We start from the raw sequence: 21,423 nt of genomic DNA, 5'->3' as shown, positions 1-21,423 counted from the left end.
CAGGATGATACGTAAAGAAACAGTTCATATAATATGGGTTACCATACAAGCCGGTCTTGTAATGTTGCTGTTGGGAGCATGTTCCACAACCAAGCACCTGCCCGAAGGGGAAATACTCTACACCGGATCGAAGACTATTGTTGAAAACGAGCCACAAGCGCCTTTGACAGAGGATGCGCTGACCGAACTTGATGCCGCACTCGATAAAGCTCCAAGTACAAAAATTTTAGGCTTTGTCCCCATCCCTTTCAAGATGTGGGCTTATAACAGTCTGGTTCGCTATAAGAAAGGTTTCGGACACTGGCTCTTCAACCGGTTTGCCGCCAATCCTCCCGTGTTCATTTCTACGGTCAATCCGGAAATACGTGCCAAAGTAGGCACCAACCTGTTACACGACTATGGCTACTTTAATGGGACGGTCCGATTTCAGACCGTGCCCGACAAGAAAGACAGCCTGAAGGCAAGTATACGCTATACGGTTGATATGAAAGACCCTTATTACATCGATACGGTTTATTACACTCGTTTCAATCCGCGTACGTTGAGAATCATGGAGAGAGGACGCAGAGGATCGTTGTTGACCCCCGGTGAACAGTTCAACGTGAGTGATCTGGATGGAGAGCGCAGCCGTATCAGTACTTTATTGCGTAATCGCGGGTATTTTTACTTTCGTCCGGACTATATGAAGTATCAGGCGGATACTCTGTTGAATCCCGGGCATGTCAGTCTCCGGTTGATACCTGTACCGGGACTTCCGGATGCGGCCCAGCGCCCGTATTATGTCGGTAAGACATCGGTCTTTTTGTACGGAAAGGGTGGAGAAGTGCCGAACAGTACACTCGAATACCGGGGACTCGATATTCATTATTATAAGAAGATGCAGGTGCGTCCGAATATGCTTTACCGTTGGTTGAATTATCAGGCTTATGTCCGCAATGATTCTTTGCGCAACTCTGCTCATAGCCGTTTATACAGCCAGTATCGGCAAACGCGTATCCAGGAACGCCTTTCGCAATTGAGTATTTTCCGCTATCTCGATCTGCAATATATCCCTCAGGACTCTACGGCAACTTGTGACACGCTGAACGTGCGTTTGCAGGCTACGTTTGATAAACCGTACGACGCGGAACTGGAATTCAACCTGACCACCAAGAGCAATAACCAGACCGGCCCCGGTGCATCTTTCGGCCTGACCCGTTACAATGTATTTGGGGGAGGAGAGACGTGGAATGTCAAGTTAAAGGGCTCTTACGAATGGCAGACCGGACAGAATAAAGGAAGTTCATTGATGAATAGTTGGGAGATGGGAGTATCTACTGCCTTGACTTTTCCCCGGGTCGTGTTCCCTTCTTTCGGAGGACGTGAGTATGACTTCCCGGCAACCACTACTTTCCGTTTGTATATCGATCAGCTTAACCGTGCCAAATACTATAAACTATTGGCGTTCGGAGGAAATGCCACTTATGACTTTCAGCCGACCCGTATCAGTCGTCACAGCCTGACACCTCTCCGGGTGACTTTCAATGTGCTGCAACACACAACGAAGGCCTTTGAGGAAATTGCTGATCAGAACAAAGCCTTGTACCGTAGTCTGCAGAATCAGTTTATTCCGGCAATGGAATATACCTATACTTTTGATAACGCGGCTTTGCGCGGAGTGCGTAATCCTATCTGGTGGCAGACTACGTTTACTTCCGCCGGTAACATAACTTCCGGTATTTATCGTATTTTCGGAAAGAAGTTCAGCCAAAGAGACAAGAAACTGTTCGGTGTTCCTTTCGCACAGTTTCTGAAGGTGAACAGTGACTTCCGTTATACCTGGAAGATCGATAAGAACCAGTCCATAGCCAGCCGTGTGGCTGGAGGAATTATCTGGGCGTATGGCAATACAAATACGGCACCTTACAGCGAGCAGTTCTATATCGGAGGCGCCAATAGTGTGCGTGCGTTTACTGCACGCAGTATCGGACCGGGTGGATTCCGGCCGACAAAGACTTCGAAAGGGCTCTATCTGGACCAGACGGGAGATATCCGGATGGAAGCCAACGTGGAATATCGTTTCCGCATTTACGGTGACTTGCACGGTGCTGTCTTTCTGGATGCCGGTAACGTCTGGATGTTGCGTAAAGATGAAGAGGCACCGGAAAAGCAACTGCGTTGGAAGACTTTCGGCAAACAGATTGCGTTGGGAACAGGTGCCGGTATACGTTACGACCTCGACTTCCTGATTCTGCGTCTGGATTGTGGTGTGCCTTTGCATGATCCGTACGATACCGGCAAGAAGGGATATTACAATGTGACCGGTTCTTTCTGGAAGGGGTTGGGACTACACTTTGCCGTAGGCTATCCGTTCTAAAATAGTCGATGACGATGGGCGGCGTAAGAAAATTCTTCATACTTCGTTCTTCATTCTTCATTCTATTTTGTACTTTTGCAACGATATCTGATGAGACACATCACTAACCTTTTAATATTCACAGTTATGAAACCAACATTATTTGTGCTTGCTGCCGGCATGGGCAGCCGTTACGGAGGCTTGAAACAATTGGACGGACTGGGTCCCAACGGCGAAACTATCATGGACTATTCTATTTACGACGCCATTCGTGGTGGATTTGGTAAAGTAGTATTCGTTATCCGTAAAGATTTTGAGCAGGATTTCCGTGAAAAGATTCTGAGTAAATACGAAAATCATATTCCGGTGGAACTCGTATTCCAGGCATTGGACAACCTGCCCGAAGGCTTCACTTGCCCTGCCGACCGCGTAAAACCCTGGGGAACCAACCATGCTGTCCTGATGGGTAAAGACGTCATCAAAGAACCGTTTGCCGTTATCAATGCTGACGACTTCTACGGACGCGACAGCTTTGCTGTATTGGGTGCCGAACTGTCTCAGATGGACGGTAAAAAGAACGACTATTGTATGGTAGGTTACCGTGTAGGCAATACGCTTTCAGAAAGCGGATCTGTAGCTCGTGGCGTTTGTGAGACAAATGCGGAAGGCTATCTGACTACAGTGGTAGAACGCACTGCAATCGAGCGTATCGATGGTAAAGTATCGTTCAAGGATGAGAACGGCGAAATGCAGACAATCGGCGATAACACTCCGGTTTCAATGAATATGTGGGGATTCACTCCCGACTATTTCGCTTATTCGGAAGAGTATTTCAAAGAGTTCCTGAAAGAAAACGAAGGAAACCTGAAATCAGAATACTTCATTCCGCTGATGGTAAACAAACTGGTGAACGAAGGTACTGCCCGCGTAAAGGTTCTGGATACTACAAGCAAATGGTTCGGCGTGACTTATGCTGCCGACCGTCAGGGTGTAGTAGATAAGATTCAGGCATTGGTAGATGCAGGCGAATATCCTGATAAACTGTTCTAAAGCTAATTTGCTTATTTCTATAATGTAGATTTTGAAAGGGACGTCTTTGCGAAGATGTCCCTTTTTTAATATCAGGCCGGATCACACCTCTTTGGTACGCTCCCTGCCGGTGAACTTTAAATCACCCTCCGGGAGTCGCGAGGGAGGAGATGGTCGGTTTGTCAATGTGTCAAATTGATAATCGTAACCCTCTGTTTCTCGTTTTTTCGGGCCACAATCCGGTAAAGTCTATAAAAACGGCCTACAGGCAAATATCCATTCATGGTTTTGATCTTGTTTCATCCCTAATGGAAATAAAAGGAAAGGAAGTATGATTTTTTTGTTTCCTAATCTTTTCTTTGCGGAGCTTTTCCTGCTTTTCTGACACTTTGCAGCGGTCGGGCGGGGGGAGGCAACCAGGAGAAAATCAGTCACTCTTGTCGCCCGATTTGCATTACAATAGATGTAATCTGCCAAAACATATAGAGATATTCAGAAAAGAAGTAAACATTTTCGGGAAATGCTTACTTCTTTTCACCCGAAGACTTACTTCTTTTGGGGTAAATGCTTCCTTCTTTCCGAAAAAACAAAGGTGCAACCGGCTCAAAAGCCCGGATTTTCTGTAGAAAAAGCTTTTTACTGTACTCTGTTTCTTCTGCTTTCACCCGAATATGAAAAGGGCTTGTAAGCGAATTCTGCGATTCAGTGTCTTTTTGATGTCTATGTCTGCAAATGACTGTCAATTCTTTATGAGGAAATAAAGTGTGCAGGGCTTCGGGGCAGATGAGAAAAGGGCGAATGTCCGGTATGTGTCGGATATTTATATTCTTTTCGTTGCTTATTTCAGAATATGTGTTTATATTTGAAATATTCCTTTAGGCTTAACTCTGATTATATATGAAGAAACTCCTTTGCCTGATAATACTCCTTTTCTCTTTTATTCGGTCGGAAGCCCAGTCTGATCATATCTGTCCTCACGAGAAACTTTATGTCCATACGGATCGTGCCAATTATGAGCGTGGTGATACGGTCCGTTTCCGTGCTTACCTGATGGATACCCGCCACGAGACAATGGCTTACAGCCGCTACGTTTATGCCGAACTGCTGGCTGACAGTCAGGTCATCTCCCGTGAGATGGTCAAGGATGATCACGGTGTCTTTTCCGGTTACCTCTCTTTGGGCGATACACTTCGTTCGGGCAATTATACGCTTCGTTTCTATACCCGTCATCTTTCTTCTTTGCCCGCTCCCCGTTACTTCTATCGTCAGATCATTGTCGGCGGGCGTTCCTTTCAGGATTACCGCAAGGAGAGCGTGACTCGTATGGCGGCTTCCTACCATGTCTCTTTCTTTCCGGAAGGGGGACGTCTCCCTTCGGGTTGTGTCAGCCGTGTCGCTTTCAAGGCTTTGAGTCCCGATGGTTTGGGAACAGATGTGCAGGGCTTTGTGGTCAATCAGCGTGGAGATACCGTCACCACGTTGCGTTCCGTCCATCGGGGGATGGGCTTCTTCAATCTTGAACCTGTTTCGGGTGACAGCTATACGGCGGTGTGCCGTAATCATGAGGGGATGGAGCTTCGCTTTCCATTACCTCCGGCAGATCCTTCTGCCGTCAGCCTCCGTGTCGATGTCCGTAAGGATGACTTTCTGGTGCGTTTGAATTCAGGTGTTTCTCCGTCTCCGGGTCATTCCCTTCGTGTGGAATATCGGGATAGTATTCTTTTGCATGCGGCTTTCTCCGGTTCCAGGCCTTTGCGGCTTCCCCGTTCTCCGCTGCCTCCGGGTGTACTCCGTTTTGTTTTGTTGGATGGTTCGGGCGTTCCTATAAGTGGTCGTACCGCTTTCAATCAGAGTCCTTCCGTGCGTGCCGACGTTGATTTCTCGGCTCGTTTGAAAGAAGAGAAGGGACGTTCGTTTTGGGATGTCAGCTTGGGGCTTCGTGATTCCTCGGGTGAGCCGTTGGGCGGTACCCTTTCTGTTTCGGTCACCGACGACCGCTATGCTCTTCAGGATACCACGGTAAATATCCTTTCTTCTTTTCTTCTGAGTTCTGACCTTCAGGGCTATGTTGAGGCTCCCTCTTTCTATTTTTCCGGTGATGACTCCCGTACCTCGTATCTGTTGGACTTGTTGATGCTGACTCAGGGCTGGGTGAAATACAGCCTTGTTCCGGATTACGGTTTCTTTCCGGTGGAGCGTAGTCAGTGTGTCAGTGGCAAGGTGGTTTCCGAATATTCGGAAAAGAAGTGTATCGTTGATGCGGTTGTCACTTTATTCTCTTTCGATAAAAAGATTATGCGTCAGACGACGAGTGATGCTTCGGGCTGTTTCCGTTTCGACAGTCTTTCCTTCCCCCGGGGTACGCATTTCCTTCTTCAGGCGCGTAAGAAAAAGGGAGGTACAGATGTGGCGCTGTTGGTCGATCGGGATTCCGTTCCTTCTGTACATTCTTCTCTTCCCGTTTATGCGGATTGGTTTCGTGCAGAGATGGATGAACCGGTTGTTTCCGAACAATCCGGTAATGATCCTTCTCCGACCAGTGCGAATGTGTTTCAACGACCTTCTACCGCCCCTTTTTCCATGGAGCAATATTTAGACGAAGTTGTTGTTTCCACTAAAAAGATTGAGAAAAAGAAACAGTATGCAATCGAATCTTTAATGGCTCACTCCGATTGGAATAAGACTTATCATGTGGACGAAATGACTCTTTCGCCTTATTCATCTACTAAAGATTTGTTGATTAATACTCCCGGAGTAGGGTGGGCAGTCGATTCGAACTCAGGAGATTTCTTTTATATAACACGGTTGCGTGCAGGAAGAAGTTCTACTCCTCCTCCGGCTCTGTTAATGGTAGATGGGCTGGAAACTTCTTATTCCGAACTTGTCGGTATCCCTGTATCCATAGTTGAATCCATCGAGTTGGTAAAAGATGCCGCTCAGATGGCATATATCGGATCTAAAGCATCGAATGGCGCTATTTTGATTAGTACAAAATCAGGTTTAGGTACTGTTGGTAAGAAAGCATCCAATTTTAGGATAATTCGTCCCATAGGATATCAGGTGAAGCGTGAGTCTTATTCGCCTTCTTATCCGGTTGTTTATGGTGCAATAAATAACGGTGGGAATAGTTTCAGAACAATATACTGGTCACCGGATCTTCTGCTTGATAAAGCGGCTTCTCATTTGGAGTTCGGTAATCCGAAACAGGGTCGACTGACTCTTGTTGTTCAGGGAATCACACCAGATGGAAAGTTGATAAATTTGACTCGGACTTTAGGTAATGAATAATAAGTCTTTTTATCAGTATATTTAGAGTAATCGGGTGTTGTCTTTCTGTTCTGTCTCATACTGCTACATGAATGATCATTGTGAGGTAGATCATTTCATCGTGTTTTGTAGTGTATGTCTGTTTGGCTTTCAGTTTTAGAGGGGGTGTATATTTATTCCGTTTCTTTTTTCGCAGTCTGTATAAATGAGTATCTTTGCTGCCTCAATTCCCTTATTTATAGAAAGAAGTGATTTCAGTAGAAGGATTAACAGTAGAATTTAACGCCACACCATTGTTTGAGGACGTTAGTTATGTCATTAATAAAAAAGATCGAATAGCCCTGGTGGGTAAAAACGGTGCCGGGAAATCAACTATGTTGAAGATCTTGGCCGGATTGCAAAGTCCTACACGAGGTGTTATAGCTATTCCGCGTGATGTAACGATCGGCTATTTGCCACAGGTGATGATTCTTGCCGATAACCATACCGTGATGGAAGAGGCGGAATTGGCATTTGAACATATTTTTGAATTACAGGCCGACCTGGAACGCATGAATCAGGAATTGGCTGACCGAACCGATTATGATTCGGAAGAGTATCATAAACTAATAGACCGTTTCACGCATGAGAATGACCGCTTCCTGATGATGGGAGGCACTAACTTTCATGCGGAGATAGAGCGTACGCTGATAGGATTGGGATTCAGCCGGGAAGATTTTAATCGTCCGACCAGTGAGTTTTCCGGAGGATGGCGTATGAGAATCGAACTGGCCAAACTTCTGCTCAGGAAACCGGATGTGCTGCTTCTTGACGAGCCGACCAACCATTTGGACATCGAGAGTATCCAATGGCTGGAGACTTTCCTCTCTACCCGTGCCAATGCAGTGGTGCTGGTCAGCCATGACCGGGCCTTTTTAAACAATGTAACCACTCGTACCATCGAAATTACTTGTGGGCAGATATACGATTATAAAGTGAAATATGATGAGTATATCGTTTTGCGTCAGGAGCGTCGTGAGCAGCAGTTGCGTGCTTATGAGAATCAGCAGAAACAGATTGAGGATACAGAGGCGTTTATCGAGCGCTTCCGTTACAAAGCAACGAAGGCTGTGCAGGTGCAGAGCCGCATGAAGCAACTGGAAAAGATAGAACGGATTGAGGTTGACGAAGTGGATAACTCCGCATTGAGATTAAAGTTTGTCTGTTCCAGCCGTAGCGGAAACTACCCGGTGATCTGCGAAGACGTGAAAAAGGCCTATGGGGCACACGTTGTTTTCCATGATGTCAACCTGACCATTAATCGTGGTGAAAAAGTGGCCTTTGTAGGAAAGAACGGTGAAGGTAAGTCTACCCTTGTGAAGTGTATCATGAGTGAGATTGATTATGAGGGTAAACTTACACTGGGGCACAATGTGCAGATTGGATATTTTGCCCAGAACCAGGCACAGATGTTGGATGAGAATCTAACGGTCTTCGATACTATCGACCGGGTGGCAGTGGGAGATATCCGTCTGAAAATACGTGATATTCTGGGAGCCTTTATGTTTGGTGGAGAGGCATCGGATAAGAAGGTGAAAGTGCTTTCGGGAGGTGAGCGTACACGTCTGGCAATGATAAAGTTGCTTTTGGAACCTGTCAACTTCCTGATTCTCGACGAGCCTACCAATCATTTGGATATGCGTTCGAAGGATGTGCTGAAAGAGGCTATCCGAGAGTTTGACGGAACGGTGATTATAGTTAGTCATGACCGTGATTTTTTGGATGGACTTGCGACTAAAGTATATGAGTTTGGTGGTGGCGTGGTGAAAGAGCATTTGGGAGGTATCTATGATTTTCTTCAAAAGAAGAAAATAGAGAACCTGAATGAACTTCAGAAGGCGAATCCGTCATCCGCCTCGCCCGCAAACGGTAAGAAAGAGGAAGGAGCCGAAGAAGGAATATCCGAGAATAAGTTATCATACGAGGCTCAAAAAGAACTCAATAAAAAAATAAAGAAACTGGAGCGCCTGGTAGCAGACTGTGAAGCTGCTATCGAACAGACAGAGTCGGCTATTGCTATTCTTGAAGAAAAGATGGCTACGCCCGATGGTGCTTCGGACATGTCGCTATATGAACAACACCAAAAACTGAAACAGCAACTTGACCATACGGTGGAAGAGTGGGAGCGCGTTTCGATGGAGTTGGAAGAGATGAATGAAAAATAATAGTTTATTAAGTGTATGAAAGTAATTAAGTATTTACCAATTCTTGCAATCTGTTGTATGGCAACAGGATGCAACAGTAAGAAAGAGGCCGTACTTACGTCCGGCATTGACCTTGCCAACCTTGACACAACTGCCCTGCCGGGCACCAGTTTTTATCAGTATGCTTGTGGCGGATGGATGAAAAACCATCCTCTGACAGATGAGTATTCACGTTTCGGTTCATTCGATATGCTCGCCGAAAACAACCGTCAGCAGTTGCGTGGACTGATTGAAGGGCTGGCTGCCGAAAAACATGAAGCCGGCAGCATTGCACAGAAAGTCGGTGAACTTTATAATATAGCTATGGACAGCGTAAAACTGAATAAGGAAGGCGCTGCTCCCATTAAACCCGAACTGGAGAAAATAGGTGCCATCAAAGATAAAGCTGAAATCTATCCGTTGATTGTAGAAATGCAGAAGAGAGGGATGTATCCGTACTTCATTCTGTATGTCAGTGCTGATGACATGAATAGCAATGAAAATATGGTGCATACCATGCAAGGTGGCCTGGGCATGGGCGAACGGGATTATTATTTGGAGGATGATGCGCAGACGAAAGAAATTCGTGATAAATACCAGCAGCATGTAAGTAAGATGTTCCAACTGGCCGGATATGATGAAGCTACTGCCCGGAAAGCTGTGAAAGCAGTGATGAATATCGAGACTCGCCTGGCCCGGTCGGCACGTTCGCAAGTAGAATTGCGTGATCCGCATGCCAACTATAATAAGAAGACTTTGGAAGAATTGCAAAAAGAGTATCCTTCTTTTGCATGGGATGTATTTTTCTCAACTGCCGGACTGAATAACCTGAAAGAAGTTAATATTGGTCAGCCTGATGCATTGAAGGAGGTGAATGCCATCATCGATACGGTATCACTCGAGGAGCAGATTTTGTACTTGCAGTGGAATCTGATCAATTCGGCTGCCAACTATCTGAGTGACGACTTTATAGCCCAGGATTTTGATTTCTATGGCCGTACCATGTCGGGTAAGAAAGAGATGCAACCTCGTTGGAAGCGTGCTGTCAGCACTGTTGATGGTTCATTGGGCGAGGCTGTCGGACAGATGTATGTAGAGAAGTATTTCCCTGCTGCGGCTAAGGAGCGTATGGTAGCGCTGGTCAAGAATTTGCAGGAATCTTTGGGAGAGCGCATCAAGGGGCTGAGCTGGATGGGTGAAGAGACCAAAGAAAAAGCACTTGAAAAACTGGCGACTTTCCATGTCAAGATCGGGTATCCGGATAAGTGGAAAGACTACTCTTCTCTGGAAATAAAGGATGATTCATATTGGGCCAACATTGAGCGTGCCAACCAGTGGAGTTACAACGAGATGATCGGCAAATATGGTAAACCGGTCGATAAGGACGAGTGGTATATGACTCCGCAGACAGTAAATGCATATTACAATCCAACGACGAATGAGATCTGTTTCCCGGCCGGTATACTTCAATATCCTTTCTTTGATATGAATGCGGATGATGCCTTCAATTATGGAGCGATTGGTGTAGTTATCGGACATGAAATGACCCATGGATTTGATGATCAGGGTCGTCAGTATGATAAGGATGGTAACTTGAAAGATTGGTGGACGGCAGAAGATGCCAAGAACTTTGAGGCTCGTGCGGCGGTGATGGCTAACTTCTTCGACAGTATTGAAGTAGCTCCCGGTGTTCATGCCAATGGAGAGTTTACTTTAGGCGAAAATATTGCCGATCACGGTGGACTTCAGGTATCATATCAGGCATTCAAAAAAGCGACGGCTGCGGCTCCGTTGAAAATTGAAAACGGATTTACACCCGAACAGCGCTTCTTCTTGTCTTATGCCAATGTGTGGGCCGGAAACATCCGTCCTGAAGAAATCCTGAAGCGTACGAAGACCGATCCGCATTCGTTGGGTAAATGGCGTGTAGATGGAGCACTGCCTCAAATCGGTGCATGGTATGAAGCTTTCAATATTACTGAAAAAGATCCGATGTACTTGCCGGTAGATAAGCGGGTGTCAATTTGGTAATAGATTGTTGCAAATAAAATAAAAGTAAAAATGGCGCTGACTCATTCAATTGTGAGTCAGCGCTTTTTTATTAATAATTCACACCTTATTTATTACGTACGATAAACAATATTTCGTAACTTTGCGCACCAAATACTTAATAAGCAAATCAATGTCTGAGTCTAAAAGAATAAAAACCGCTTTGGTATCGGTTTATCACAAAGAAGGTTTGGATGAAATCATTACCAAACTGCACGAAGAAGGAGTAGAGTTCCTGTCAACAGGCGGAACTCGTCAGTTTATTGAATCGCTGGGCTATCCCTGTAAGGCTGTCGAAGATTTGACTTCGTATCCTTCTATTTTGGGTGGTAGAGTGAAGACGCTGCATCCGAAAATATTCGGAGGAATTCTTTGCCGCCGTGGACTGGAACAAGACATCCAGCAGATTGAGAAATATGAAATCCCTGAAATCGACCTGGTTATTGTAGACCTCTATCCGTTTGAAGCGACTGTTGCTTCGGGTGCTGATGAGGCTGCTATTATCGAAAAAATTGATATAGGCGGAATCTCTTTGATTCGTGCCGCTGCCAAAAACTTCAATGACGTAATTATTGTTGCTTCACAAGCTCAATATAAACCTTTGCTCGATATGTTGATGGAGCACGGGGCCACTTCTTCTCTTGAAGAACGTCGTTGGATGGCTAAAGAGGCATTTGCCGTATCTTCACACTATGATTCGGCTATCTTCAACTATTTTGATGCTGAAGAGGGTTCTGCTTTCCGTTGCTCTGCCAATAGCCAGAAGACGTTGCGTTATGGCGAAAATCCACATCAGAAGGGATATTTCTATGGAAACCTGGATGAGATGTTCGATCAGATTCATGGAAAAGAGATCTCTTATAACAACCTGCTTGACATCAATGCCGCTGTCGATTTGATCGATGAGTTTGACGATGTCACATTTGCTATTCTGAAGCATAATAATGCTTGTGGGCTGGCTTCTCGTCCTACTGTACTCGAAGCATGGAAAGACGCGTTGGCCGGTGATCCGGTATCTGCCTTTGGGGGGGTGCTGATCACGAATGCGGTTATTGATAAAGAGACAGCGGAAGAGATCAATAAAATCTTCTTTGAAGTTGTGATTGCTCCTGATTACGATGTAGATGCACTCGAAATTCTGGGACAGAAAAAGAATCGTATCATTTTGGTTCGTAAAGAGGCTAAATTGCCGAGAAAGCAATTCCGTTCTTTATTGAATGGTGTATTGGTTCAGGACAGAGACTTGAATATTGAAACAACTGCAGACCTGAAAACGGTAACTGATAAAGCTCCGACACCGGAAGAGGTAGAAGATATGCTGTTTGCTAATAAAATAGTAAAAAACAGTAAGTCGAATGCCATTGTTTTGGCCAAAGGAAAACAATTGCTGGCAAGCGGTGTGGGACAGACTTCACGTGTGGATGCACTGAAACAAGCTATCGAAAAAGCTAAGTCGTTTGGTTTCGATTTGCAGGGTGCGGTGATGGCATCGGATGCTTTCTTCCCTTTCCCCGATTGTGTGGAAATTGCGGATAAGGAAGGTGTGACAGCTGTGATCCAGCCGGGCGGTTCGGTGAAAGACCAGTTGACATTTGACTATTGCAACGAACATGGTATGGCAATGGTTACAACGGGTATCCGCCACTTTAAGCACTAATTAAAAACTTGTTGTATGCCGGACAACCCGTTATGGGCACACTGGTATATTGACGCATTAGAAATTTATTCATTATGGGATTATTCTCTTTTACACAAGAAATAGCAATGGACCTCGGTACGGCCAATACTATCATTATTACCGGTGGTAAGATTGTAGTAGATGAGCCTTCGGTGGTGGCCCTTGACCGTCGGACAGACAAGATGATTGCTGTAGGTGAAAAGGCCAAGCTGATGCACGAAAAGACGCACGAGAATATTCGTACCATCCGCCCGTTGCGCGACGGAGTGATTGCCGACTTCTATGCTTGCGAGCAGATGATGCGCGGACTGATCAAACAGGTAAATACTCGTAACCGCCTTTTCTCTCCATCGCTTCGTATGGTGATCGGAGTGCCTTCGGGTAGTACGGAAGTTGAACTTCGTGCTGTCCGTGACTCTGCCGAACATGCCGGCGGACGTGATGTCTATCTGGTATTTGAACCTATGGCTGCGGCTATCGGTATCGGTATTGATGTAGAAGCACCGGAAGGAAACATGATTGTTGATATAGGTGGTGGTTCTACCGAGATTGCTGTAATTTCATTGGGAGGTATTGTTTCGAACAACTCTATTCGTATAGCGGGAGATGATCTGACTGCCGATATTCAGGAATACATGAGCCGTCAGCATAACGTGAAAGTCAGTGAGCGTATGGCCGAACGTATTAAGATAAATGTGGGTGCTGCTTTGACCGAACTGGGTGAGGATGCTCCTGAAGATTATATCGTTCACGGACCGAACCGTATCACTGCACTTCCGATGGAAGTTCCGGTATGCTACCAGGAAGTGGCACACTGTCTTGAGAAATCAATCTCGAAGATAGAAACAGCTATTCTGAGTGCGTTAGAGAATACACCTCCTGAACTGTATGCCGATATTGTGCATAATGGAATCTATTTGGCCGGTGGTGGAGCGCTGCTTCGTGGCTTGGACAAACGTCTGACTGATAAGATAAATATTCCTTTCCACATTGCAGAAGACCCGTTGCATGCAGTAGCTAAAGGTACAGGGGTTGCATTGAAGAATGTAGACCGTTTCTCATTCTTGATGAGATAAATAATTGACTACGGTTTACGAGCTATAAGTGAGAGGCAGTTGCGTAAGTTGCTGCACGAACTTGTGGCTCGTAGATCGTAGTTTGTAACTTATATGTCTTTATGCGGAATTTACTGAACTTTCTTTTGAAATATAATCACTGGTTCCTCTTCATTCTGTTGGAGGTGATCAGTTTTGTTTTGTTATTTCGCTTTAATCACTACCAACACAGTGTTTATTTCAGTTCGGCCAATGTAGTTGCCGGCAAAGTATATGAAGTATCCGGTGGAATAACTTCTTATTTCCATCTGAAGTCGGTCAATGAGGATTTATTGGATCGCATCATGGAGTTGGAGCAGCAGAACCGCAATCTGGAGAATGCATTAGTAAAACATCTCTCTGACTCAACCGAGCTGAATAGTATCCGAAACTTGTCGGATACAGACTATGAAATCTTCAAAGCCCGGGTTATCAATAACAGTCTCAATCTGGTAGATAACTACATCACTCTGAATCGGGGATCGAAGGATGGCATCCGTCCTGAAATGGGCGTGGTCGACGGTAATGGGGTGGTCGGCATCGTATATGAAACTTCTTCTCACTATTCCCGGGTGATTTCGGTGTTGAACAGCAAATCCAGCATTAGTTGTAAAATTGTGGGTAGTGAGTATTTCGGTTACCTGAAGTGGGAATATGGAGATGCCCGGTATGCTTATTTGAAAGATTTGCCTCGTCATGCCGAATTCAATTTGGGAGATACAGTTGTGACCAGTGGTTATTCCACGGTTTTTCCTGAAGGTATTATGATTGGTACGGTAGATGATATGGCCGATTCGAATGATGGTCTTTCCTATCTGTTGAAGGTAAAACTGGCAACGGATTTTGGTAAGGTGAGTGAGGTGCGTGTGATTGCAAGAACTGGTCAGAGAGAGCAAAAAGAGTTGGAACAAAAGAGTTTGGCGCAATGATTATCAACTATATACATAGAGTAGGATGGTTTGTCGGTCTGATATTACTTCAGGTGCTGATCTTGAATAATGTGCACATAGCCGGTGTGGCTACTCCTTTTCTATACGTTTATTTTATATTAAAATTTAACTCCGGTACTTCCCGAAACGAATTGATGGTATGGGGTTTCTGTATGGGGCTTGCCATCGATATCTTTTCTAATACCCCGGGTATGAATGCGGCGGCGACAGTACTACTGGCTTTTCTACGTCCGTTGTTTCTTCGCTTGTTTACGCCTCGAGATACTTTGGATAGTATCGTACCTTCGCTGAAAAGTATGGGAATTGCTTCTTTCCTTAAATATTTGGTGGTAAGTGTCTTTGTTCACCATTTTATGTTACTGACTCTTGAGTTCTTCTCATTTACCAGCATACCGTTATTGCTGTTAAGGGTGGTGTCGAGCACCATTTTGACTATAACCTGTATTATGGCTGTTGAAGGAGTGAGGAGATAGGTATGGCAAAAGATTATGTTTTAGAGAAACGGAAATATGTGATCGGCGGAGTAGCATTGGCTATTGTCCTGATTTATCTGCTGCGTCTGTTTTCTCTCCAGATAGCTACTGATGACTATAAAAAAAATGCCGACAGTAATGCTTTCCTGAATAAGATTCAGTACCCGTCACGTGGGGCAATGTACGACCGGAATGATAAACTGTTAGTGTTTAATCAGCCTGCGTATGATATAACAATGGTGCCGAAGGAAGTTGAGAACCTCGATACACTCGACTTGTGCCAGACGCTGAATATCACTCGTGCACAGTTTCTGAAGATAATGAGCGATATGAAAGATCGTCGCAGGAATCCCGGTTATTCACGCTATACCAATCAGGTATTCATGTCTCAACTTTCGGCAGAAGAATGTGGCGTATTTCAGGAGAAGCTATTTAAGTTTCACGGATTCTATATCCAGCGACGTACCATTCGTCAATATAGCTATAACTCCGCTGCCCATGTGCTTGGTGATATTGGTGAAGTATCAATGAAAGACATCGAAAATGATGATTACTACATCCGGGGAGACTATATCGGGAAACAGGGTATTGAAAAATCATATGAATCTTATTTACGGGGTGAAAAGGGCGTTGAGGTATTGTTGAGGGATGCGCATGGACGTATACAGGGACATTATATGGATGGAAAGTATGATAAGCGTCCGATACCCGGAAAGAACCTGAAGCTCGGAATCGATATCGATCTCCAGATGTTGGGAGAACGCTTGTTGAAAAATAAAATCGGGAGTATTGTTGCTATCGAACCGGAGACGGGAGAAATACTTTGCATGGTTTCTTCACCCGATTTTGATCCGAGACTGATGATTGGCCGTCAGCGCGGAAAGAACCACTTGATGCTCCAGAGAGATCCGATGAAACCTTTGTTAAACCGTTCGATTATGGGAGTATATCCTCCGGGATCGACGTTTAAAACGGCACAAGCGCTGACTTTCTTACAAGAAGGGATTATTCAGACCAATACGCCGGCTTTCCCTTGTGCTCATGGGTTCAATTACGGGAGTTTGCATGTGGGATGTCATGCCCATGGTTCGCCGTTGCCGCTAATACCGGCCATTGCGACTTCGTGTAACTCTTATTTTTGTTGGGGCTTGTTCCGGATGTTTGGCGATCGCAAGTATGGCTCCTCACAAAATGCCATTACTGTATGGAAAGACCACATGGTGTCTCAGGGTTTTGGCTATAAACTCGGGGTGGATTTACCGGGTGAGAAGCGGGGATTGATTCCTAATGCTCAGTTTTATGACAAGGCCTATCGTGGACGTTGGAATGGGTTGACGGTGATCAGTATCGCAATTGGCCAGGGAGAGATTCTGGCAACTCCTTTGCAGATAGCCAATTTGGGTGCGACAATAGCCAATCGGGGACATTTTATTACTCCACATATTGTGAAGGAAATTCAAGATGAACAGCTCGACAGCCTCTATCGGGTTCCCAGAAAAACCTCTATCGACCGGAAGCACTATGAAGATGTGGTTACAGGCATGCGTGCTGCGGTCACAGGAGGTACTTGCCGGGTAGCAGGAGCCATTTTACCGGACGTTGAAGTATGTGGCAAAACCGGTACGGCGCAGAACCGAGGACATGACCACTCCGTTTTTATGGGATTTGCTCCCATGAATAACCCAAAGATAGCCATCGCCGTATATGTTGAGAATGGTGGTTTTGGCGCAGTCTACGGAGTACCGATCGGAGCATTGATGATGGAACAATATTTAAAAGGGAAACTCTCTCCGGAGAATGAGATACGTGCAGAAGAATATAGTAATAGAGTGATTATGTATGGAAACGAGGAGCGTTAGTTTATGGAAAACATTGGATTGGGTAACGATCGTCATTTACCTGCTCCTTATAATCGGTGGATGGTTTAGTGTGTGCGGTGCCAGTTATGATTATGGTGATCGTGACTTTCTGGACTTTTCAACACGTGCCGGTAGGCAGTTTGTGTGGATTATCTGTTCCTTTGGGCTTGGTTTTATACTCCTGATGCTTGAAGAACGAATGTACGATATGTTTGCATACCTGATATATATAGGTATGATTCTTCTGTTGATCGTAACCATTTTTATTGCACCCGATACGAAAGGTTCCCGTTCGTGGTTAATATTAGGTCCGGTCAGTCTGCAGCCGGCGGAGTTTGCAAAATTTGCCACAGCTTTGGCTCTGGCAAAGTTTATGAATGCCTATTCATTTAATATCAAGAAGTGGAAGTGCTTTTTACCCTTGGTAGCTTTTATTTTACTTCCGATGTTGCTGATTATTTTGCAGAAAGAAACCGGTTCGGCATTGGTCTATCTTGCCTTCTTCTTGGTGCTATATCGCGAGGGTATGCCTGGAGTAGTTTTGTTTTCGGGAGTATGTGCCGTAGTCTATTTTGTGGTCGGTATTCGTTTCGATCAGGTATTTATAGCCGATACGCCTACGCCTATCGGAGAGTTTGCCGTGTTGTTGATGATACTTTTATTTGCCGGTTCCATGGTTTGGGTGTATAGGAAAAAGTGGGAACCTGTACGGAATATGATAGGCGGTAGTTTGCTTGTGCTGCTGATCGCTTATCTCGTTTCTGAGTATCTCTCTCCATTCAATTTGGTTTGGGTGGAGTGGGGGCTTTGTGTGGTGACCATAGGTTATCTACTTTACTTATCTTTGAGCGAACGGCAACGTGCCTATCTTTTGATCGGATTGTTTGCTTTGGGTTCTATCGGTTTTCTTTATTCAAGTGATTATGTGTTCGACAACATTCTTGAACCTCATCAGCAGATTCGTATAAAAGTGGTGTTGGGGATGGAAGAGGACTTGGCCGGAGCCGGTTACAACGTTAACCAGTCGAAGATTGCGATTGGTTCCGGAGGGTTGACGGGTAAAGGTTTTCTGAATGGTACACAAACCAAGTTGAAATATGTGCCCGAACAAGATACCGATTTCATTTTCTGTACTGTGGGTGAAGAACAGGGGTTTGTTGGTTCGGCAGCCGTTCTTTTGCTTTTCTTGGCATTGATACTCCGTCTTATAGCGACGTCAGAGCGGCAGACTTCTACTTTCGGGCGGGTTTATGGCTATTCGGTTGTGAGCATTTTCCTGTTTCATTTGTTTATTAACATCGGAATGGTACTTGGTCTGACCCCTGTAATCGGTATTCCGTTGCCTTTCTTTAGTTATGGCGGGTCATCTTTATGGGGATTTACGATTCTGCTTTTTATCTTTCTGCGTATCGATGCGGGGCGTAGCAGACGGCTATAAATGTTCTATTTTCAATCCCACATCACTGATCCCGGTTAGTTGTTCATTCTTCATTTCGTGTACTATCTTGAAAGTATAGTTGCCGGGATGTTTAACAAAGCAGTCCTTCAAAGGGAGTGCCGATTGGTAGAGACTTCCCCAGCCGGTTCCTGTCCATTTGCCTTCCCGGTCAGTCAGTATAAACTTCAGGGTATCTGTCTTCCATACAGTTGAATCTTCCAGATTATAATGGATGAGGATATTCAGGTTCTGATAAGGGTAGTTACTGCTGTTGCGTACACCAACGGACAGTCGCAGGTTGGCTAGGGAATCTTTTAGAGGCACGTTGAAAAAGAGTGTATCACTCTTCTTCCATCCATCCGGGGGAGTGGATTGGTAAGAGTGATACACAGTATTTTCGTCACATGCAGTCAGAACCCATGTGGTAAGGAGCATGCAAATGCTATTCTTGAGCAGGCTTTTCATTTTCCTGAGCTTTCTCGATATGTTTAGGTTGTTCATTGTTGCGCGGTCCGCGTGGTTCGCGAGGAGGGCGCTGTTCACGGGGTTCGTTTTTACGCGTTTCCCGGTTCTCGTTGTTACGCGGTTCACGAGACTCATTATTTTTACGTGGTTGGTTGTTGTTGCGATTATTGTTTTTCGGACGTTCACCACGTGTACGCTGTTGGTTTTGTACAGGCTGAGAACCGTTGTTCTCCTGTGCATTAATCGGAGTGGACTGTGAACTCTGTGTTTCGCCATTGGCAGCTTGTTGCGGGCGGTTGTTATTATTCTTCTTTTTCTTTTTCCGGTTTCCGTTTCCGCCTTCGTCCTTTCCATTTCCGTCTTTGGCGTTACGGCGGCGGTCACGGTCGAAACGCGTCAAGCTTTCCTGCTCCAGCAAATCAACAGGCTTTTTAGGTTCCGGTTTGCGTTCGGCTTCCAACAGACTGTCCGGTTTAATACCTCTTTTGTTCAGCCCTATCACTTCGAATGCACGTTTTCCGCTAATGGTCACTAAGTTTGCTGCAAAGTTTTTGTCGGTTGAATACGAAATCTGATTACTGAGGATATCTGCTTTGAAGAAGTAATAGGTTCCGTCTTTGGTTTCCAGTTCGATTTCTCTTGAGGGCAGACGTTTTTGTGCTTCTACATAGCAGTCCACTTCATAGTTCAGGCAACATTTTAACTTGGCACACTGTCCGGCCAACTTTTGAGGATTCAGTGAAATGTCCTGATACCTTGCTGCACTGGTTGATACGGATACAAAACTGGTCATCCAGGTGGCACAGCATAACTCACGTCCGCAAGGGCCGATACCTCCGATGCGTCCGGCTTCCTGCCGTGCACCGATTTGCTTCATTTCGATACGTACTCTAAAAGCTTCGGCCAGTACTTTAATCAATTGGCGGAAGTCTACGCGTTCGTCGGCGATATAATAAAAGATAGCTTTATTGCCGTCTCCTTGATATTCTACATCACCAATTTTCATATCCAGATTCAGACTGGCTGCTATCTGCCGTGCACGAATCATTGTGGTATGTTCTTTGGCTTTTGCTTCTTCATATTTCTCCATATCTACAGCTTTTGCTTTGCGGTAGATACGCTTGATTTCGGCATCCTGTTTAAAGTTTGCCTTTTTCATCTGGAGGGGGACTAATCGTCCTGTCAGGGTGACAGTACCAATATCGTGTCCCGGAGTAGCTTCTACAGCTACGATATCGCCTTTCTCCAATTTGATTTTGTTACTGTTACGGTAGTAGCCTTTACGGGTGTTCTTAAATTGAACTTCTACCATATCACTCTCCTCTGCATTGCCTGGTATGTCGGCCAGCCAATCATAGGTATTTAGTTTTTTATCTTGTCGGGAACAGCTTTTACAACAAAGACCTCCGCTCCCATTATGCAGTTTAAATTCCATATACTTTATTTTAAAGTTATTGCTTTAACAGTACGATCATCTTCAGCGAGAAGTCGAAAAATACCATTTTAGCATTTACGTTCTGTTCAATATGTTTTTGAGCTTCACTCAGTTCATCCATGATGCCCATTACATTTCGTTCGTTGACAAAAGGGGCAAACCGTGTAGCGAAGTTCTGTTCTTCTAATGTCATATAAGTCAACTCTTTCCGGTGTAGGTTGTAGATAAAATTCTCCCGGATCATTCGTTGGCAGTATTCCAGAAAATTTTTCTGGCGTTCGCGTCCCATGCCTGCCACTTGTTCACTCCATAATTTCATTTCCCGGATTTTCCGTTGGTAAGAGAGTCGCATCAAACTGACAAACAGTTCGAAAAACAACTGGTTCTCTTCATTCAGGTGAATCGTCTCGAGGGCTTTGATAAAGTTTCCGTTGGCTAGGTGGGCGATCGAAATACTGGTTGCCTGCTGGACCCCGTATTTGCTTTGTAAAGCCTCGGCCATACACTCTTCCTCAATTTTACGTAGATTGAAGCGTTGTGTGCGGCTCAATATCGTTTGGAGAATTAAATCGGGAGCCTCCGAAACCAAAAGGAAGATTGTCTTTTCGGGTGGTTCTTCCAGCAGTTTCAATAACTTGTTGGCACAAGCCTGTTGCATCTTTTCCGGCAGCCAGAGGAGTGTAATCTTAAATCCGCCCTCGCTGGATTTAAGGCTGAGCTTTTTCATGATCTCATCACTCTCTTTGGTGTAGATTACGGCCTGTGCATTTTCTGCATTTATTTCGTTCAGCCAATGATTGATGGTAAAATAGGGATTGTTTAACACCAATTTTCTCCATTCTACAATGTAGTCATCGCTTCTCCCGTTTTTTACTACCGGAAAGACGAAATGAACATCCGGGTGAACCAGCTTATTGAATTTCACACATGACGGACAGACTCCGCAAGCATCAGTGTCACTACGATTGGTGCAACTCAGATAGCGTGCATAGGCCAGTGCCAGCGGAAACTTGCCTACCCCTTCGGGCCCACAAAAAAGCTGGGCATGGGGGATGCGTCCTTCGCTGACTTCTTGTATCAGTCGATACTTGGCCTCTTCTTGTCCGATGACGTCTCTGAAAAACATGGC

General features: G+C 45.1%; 14 protein-coding genes. 11 read left to right on the top strand and 3 right to left on the bottom strand.

Going from position 1 to position 21,423, the window contains the following annotated elements; translation table 11 throughout:
* Window positions 1-4 precede the first annotated feature (4 nt).
* The 11 genes from BSHG_RS02220 (at window position 5) to rodA (ending at window position 18,394) form a co-directional block, all read left to right on the top strand.
* Window positions 5-2,356: a BamA/TamA family outer membrane protein gene (locus BSHG_RS02220; protein WP_008661337.1), complete on the top strand. Its 2,352-nt coding sequence runs from the start codon at window positions 5-7 to the stop codon at window positions 2,354-2,356.
* Between the two features lie 126 nt (window positions 2,357-2,482).
* Window positions 2,483-3,385 (top strand): nucleotidyltransferase, encoded by a 903-nt coding sequence (locus BSHG_RS02225; RefSeq protein WP_005792036.1) that lies wholly within the window; start codon window positions 2,483-2,485, stop codon window positions 3,383-3,385.
* A gap of 876 nt (window positions 3,386-4,261) precedes the next feature.
* Window positions 4,262-6,652 carry a TonB-dependent receptor plug domain-containing protein gene (locus BSHG_RS02230; RefSeq protein WP_008661332.1) on the top strand — a complete coding sequence of 797 codons (2,391 nt, stop codon included), beginning with the start codon at window positions 4,262-4,264 and terminating at the stop codon, window positions 6,650-6,652.
* 227 nt (window positions 6,653-6,879) lie between these two features.
* Window positions 6,880-8,835 carry an ABC-F family ATP-binding cassette domain-containing protein gene (locus tag BSHG_RS02235; protein ID WP_005799194.1) on the top strand — a complete coding sequence of 652 codons (1,956 nt, stop codon included), beginning with the start codon at window positions 6,880-6,882 and terminating at the stop codon, window positions 8,833-8,835.
* 15 nt (window positions 8,836-8,850) lie between these two features.
* On the top strand, window positions 8,851-10,884 hold the full coding sequence (locus BSHG_RS02240; RefSeq protein WP_008661330.1) for a M13 family metallopeptidase: 2,034 nt from the start codon (window positions 8,851-8,853) through the stop codon (window positions 10,882-10,884).
* A 151-nt stretch (window positions 10,885-11,035) separates the two neighbouring features.
* Window positions 11,036-12,559: a bifunctional phosphoribosylaminoimidazolecarboxamide formyltransferase/IMP cyclohydrolase gene (purH, locus tag BSHG_RS02245; protein WP_005792044.1), complete on the top strand. Its 1,524-nt coding sequence runs from the start codon at window positions 11,036-11,038 to the stop codon at window positions 12,557-12,559.
* Between the two features lie 74 nt (window positions 12,560-12,633).
* Window positions 12,634-13,656 carry a rod shape-determining protein gene (locus BSHG_RS02250; RefSeq protein ID WP_005792050.1) on the top strand — a complete coding sequence of 341 codons (1,023 nt, stop codon included), beginning with the start codon at window positions 12,634-12,636 and terminating at the stop codon, window positions 13,654-13,656.
* 101 nt (window positions 13,657-13,757) lie between these two features.
* Window positions 13,758-14,603 carry a rod shape-determining protein MreC gene (gene mreC / locus BSHG_RS02255; RefSeq protein ID WP_005792052.1) on the top strand — a complete coding sequence of 282 codons (846 nt, stop codon included), beginning with the start codon at window positions 13,758-13,760 and terminating at the stop codon, window positions 14,601-14,603.
* On the top strand, window positions 14,600-15,097 hold the full coding sequence (mreD, locus tag BSHG_RS02260) for a rod shape-determining protein MreD (RefSeq protein ID WP_005804255.1): 498 nt from the start codon (window positions 14,600-14,602) through the stop codon (window positions 15,095-15,097). The genes mreC and mreD overlap by 4 nt, the downstream gene beginning before the upstream one ends.
* 2 nt (window positions 15,098-15,099) lie before the next feature.
* Complete coding sequence (gene mrdA, locus BSHG_RS02265; protein ID WP_005792058.1) at window positions 15,100-16,956, top strand: penicillin-binding protein 2; 1,857 nt, start codon at window positions 15,100-15,102, stop codon at window positions 16,954-16,956.
* Window positions 16,937-18,394, top strand: coding sequence for a rod shape-determining protein RodA (gene rodA / locus BSHG_RS02270; RefSeq protein ID WP_005792061.1), 1,458 nt, complete (start codon window positions 16,937-16,939; stop codon window positions 18,392-18,394). Before mrdA ends, rodA begins: the two co-directional genes overlap by 20 nt.
* On the opposite strand, the gene BSHG_RS02275 is transcribed toward rodA, so the two are convergent.
* From BSHG_RS02275 to BSHG_RS02285, 3 genes are read right to left on the bottom strand one after another with little or no spacing between them, the layout of a single operon-like run.
* The gene (locus BSHG_RS02275) at window positions 18,389-18,859 is read right to left on the bottom strand and encodes a gliding motility lipoprotein GldH (RefSeq protein WP_005799202.1); all 471 of its coding nucleotides are present in this window, start codon (window positions 18,857-18,859) and stop codon (window positions 18,389-18,391) included. The two genes, rodA and BSHG_RS02275, sit on opposite strands and share 6 nt — an antisense overlap.
* Window positions 18,837-20,294, bottom strand: coding sequence for a stage 0 sporulation family protein (locus tag BSHG_RS02280; RefSeq protein ID WP_008661321.1), 1,458 nt, complete (start codon window positions 20,292-20,294; stop codon window positions 18,837-18,839). Before BSHG_RS02280 ends, BSHG_RS02275 begins: the two co-directional genes overlap by 23 nt.
* A 16-nt stretch (window positions 20,295-20,310) precedes the next feature.
* A complete protein-coding gene (locus tag BSHG_RS02285; protein WP_005799206.1) occupies window positions 20,311-21,420 on the bottom strand; it encodes an ATP-binding protein in 1,110 nt (369 codons plus the stop codon).
* Between the last annotated feature and the right edge of the window lie 3 nt (window positions 21,421-21,423).

The organism is Bacteroides sp. 3_2_5 (assembly GCF_000159855.2).
Lineage (GTDB): Bacteria > Bacteroidota > Bacteroidia > Bacteroidales > Bacteroidaceae > Bacteroides > Bacteroides fragilis.
Note: the sequence above shows the minus strand (reverse complement) of the source record. Positions and strands in the feature narration are given on the sequence as shown.

What these genes read in the sequence shown, in the direction of transcription:
- BSHG_RS02250 (WP_005792050.1), top strand. Translation starts at nt 12,634, where the DNA reads ATGGGATTATTCTCTTTTACACAAGAAATAGCAATGGACCTCGGTACG.
- BSHG_RS02225 (WP_005792036.1), top strand. Translation starts at nt 2,483, where the DNA reads ATGAAACCAACATTATTTGTGCTTGCTGCCGGCATGGGCAGCCGTTAC.
- BSHG_RS02280 (WP_008661321.1), bottom strand. Translation starts at nt 20,294, where the DNA reads ATGGAATTTAAACTGCATAATGGGAGCGGAGGTCTTTGTTGTAAAAGC.
- mrdA (WP_005792058.1), top strand. Translation starts at nt 15,100, where the DNA reads ATGGCAAAAGATTATGTTTTAGAGAAACGGAAATATGTGATCGGCGGA.
- purH (WP_005792044.1), top strand. Translation starts at nt 11,036, where the DNA reads ATGTCTGAGTCTAAAAGAATAAAAACCGCTTTGGTATCGGTTTATCAC.
- BSHG_RS02275 (WP_005799202.1), bottom strand. Translation starts at nt 18,859, where the DNA reads ATGAAAAGCCTGCTCAAGAATAGCATTTGCATGCTCCTTACCACATGG.
- BSHG_RS02285 (WP_005799206.1), bottom strand. Translation starts at nt 21,420, where the DNA reads ATGTTTTTCAGAGACGTCATCGGACAAGAAGAGGCCAAGTATCGACTG.
- BSHG_RS02220 (WP_008661337.1), top strand. Translation starts at nt 5, where the DNA reads ATGATACGTAAAGAAACAGTTCATATAATATGGGTTACCATACAAGCC.
- rodA (WP_005792061.1), top strand. Translation starts at nt 16,937, where the DNA reads ATGGAAACGAGGAGCGTTAGTTTATGGAAAACATTGGATTGGGTAACG.
- mreC (WP_005792052.1), top strand. Translation starts at nt 13,758, where the DNA reads ATGCGGAATTTACTGAACTTTCTTTTGAAATATAATCACTGGTTCCTC.
- BSHG_RS02240 (WP_008661330.1), top strand. Translation starts at nt 8,851, where the DNA reads ATGAAAGTAATTAAGTATTTACCAATTCTTGCAATCTGTTGTATGGCA.
- BSHG_RS02230 (WP_008661332.1), top strand. Translation starts at nt 4,262, where the DNA reads ATGAAGAAACTCCTTTGCCTGATAATACTCCTTTTCTCTTTTATTCGG.
- mreD (WP_005804255.1), top strand. Translation starts at nt 14,600, where the DNA reads ATGATTATCAACTATATACATAGAGTAGGATGGTTTGTCGGTCTGATA.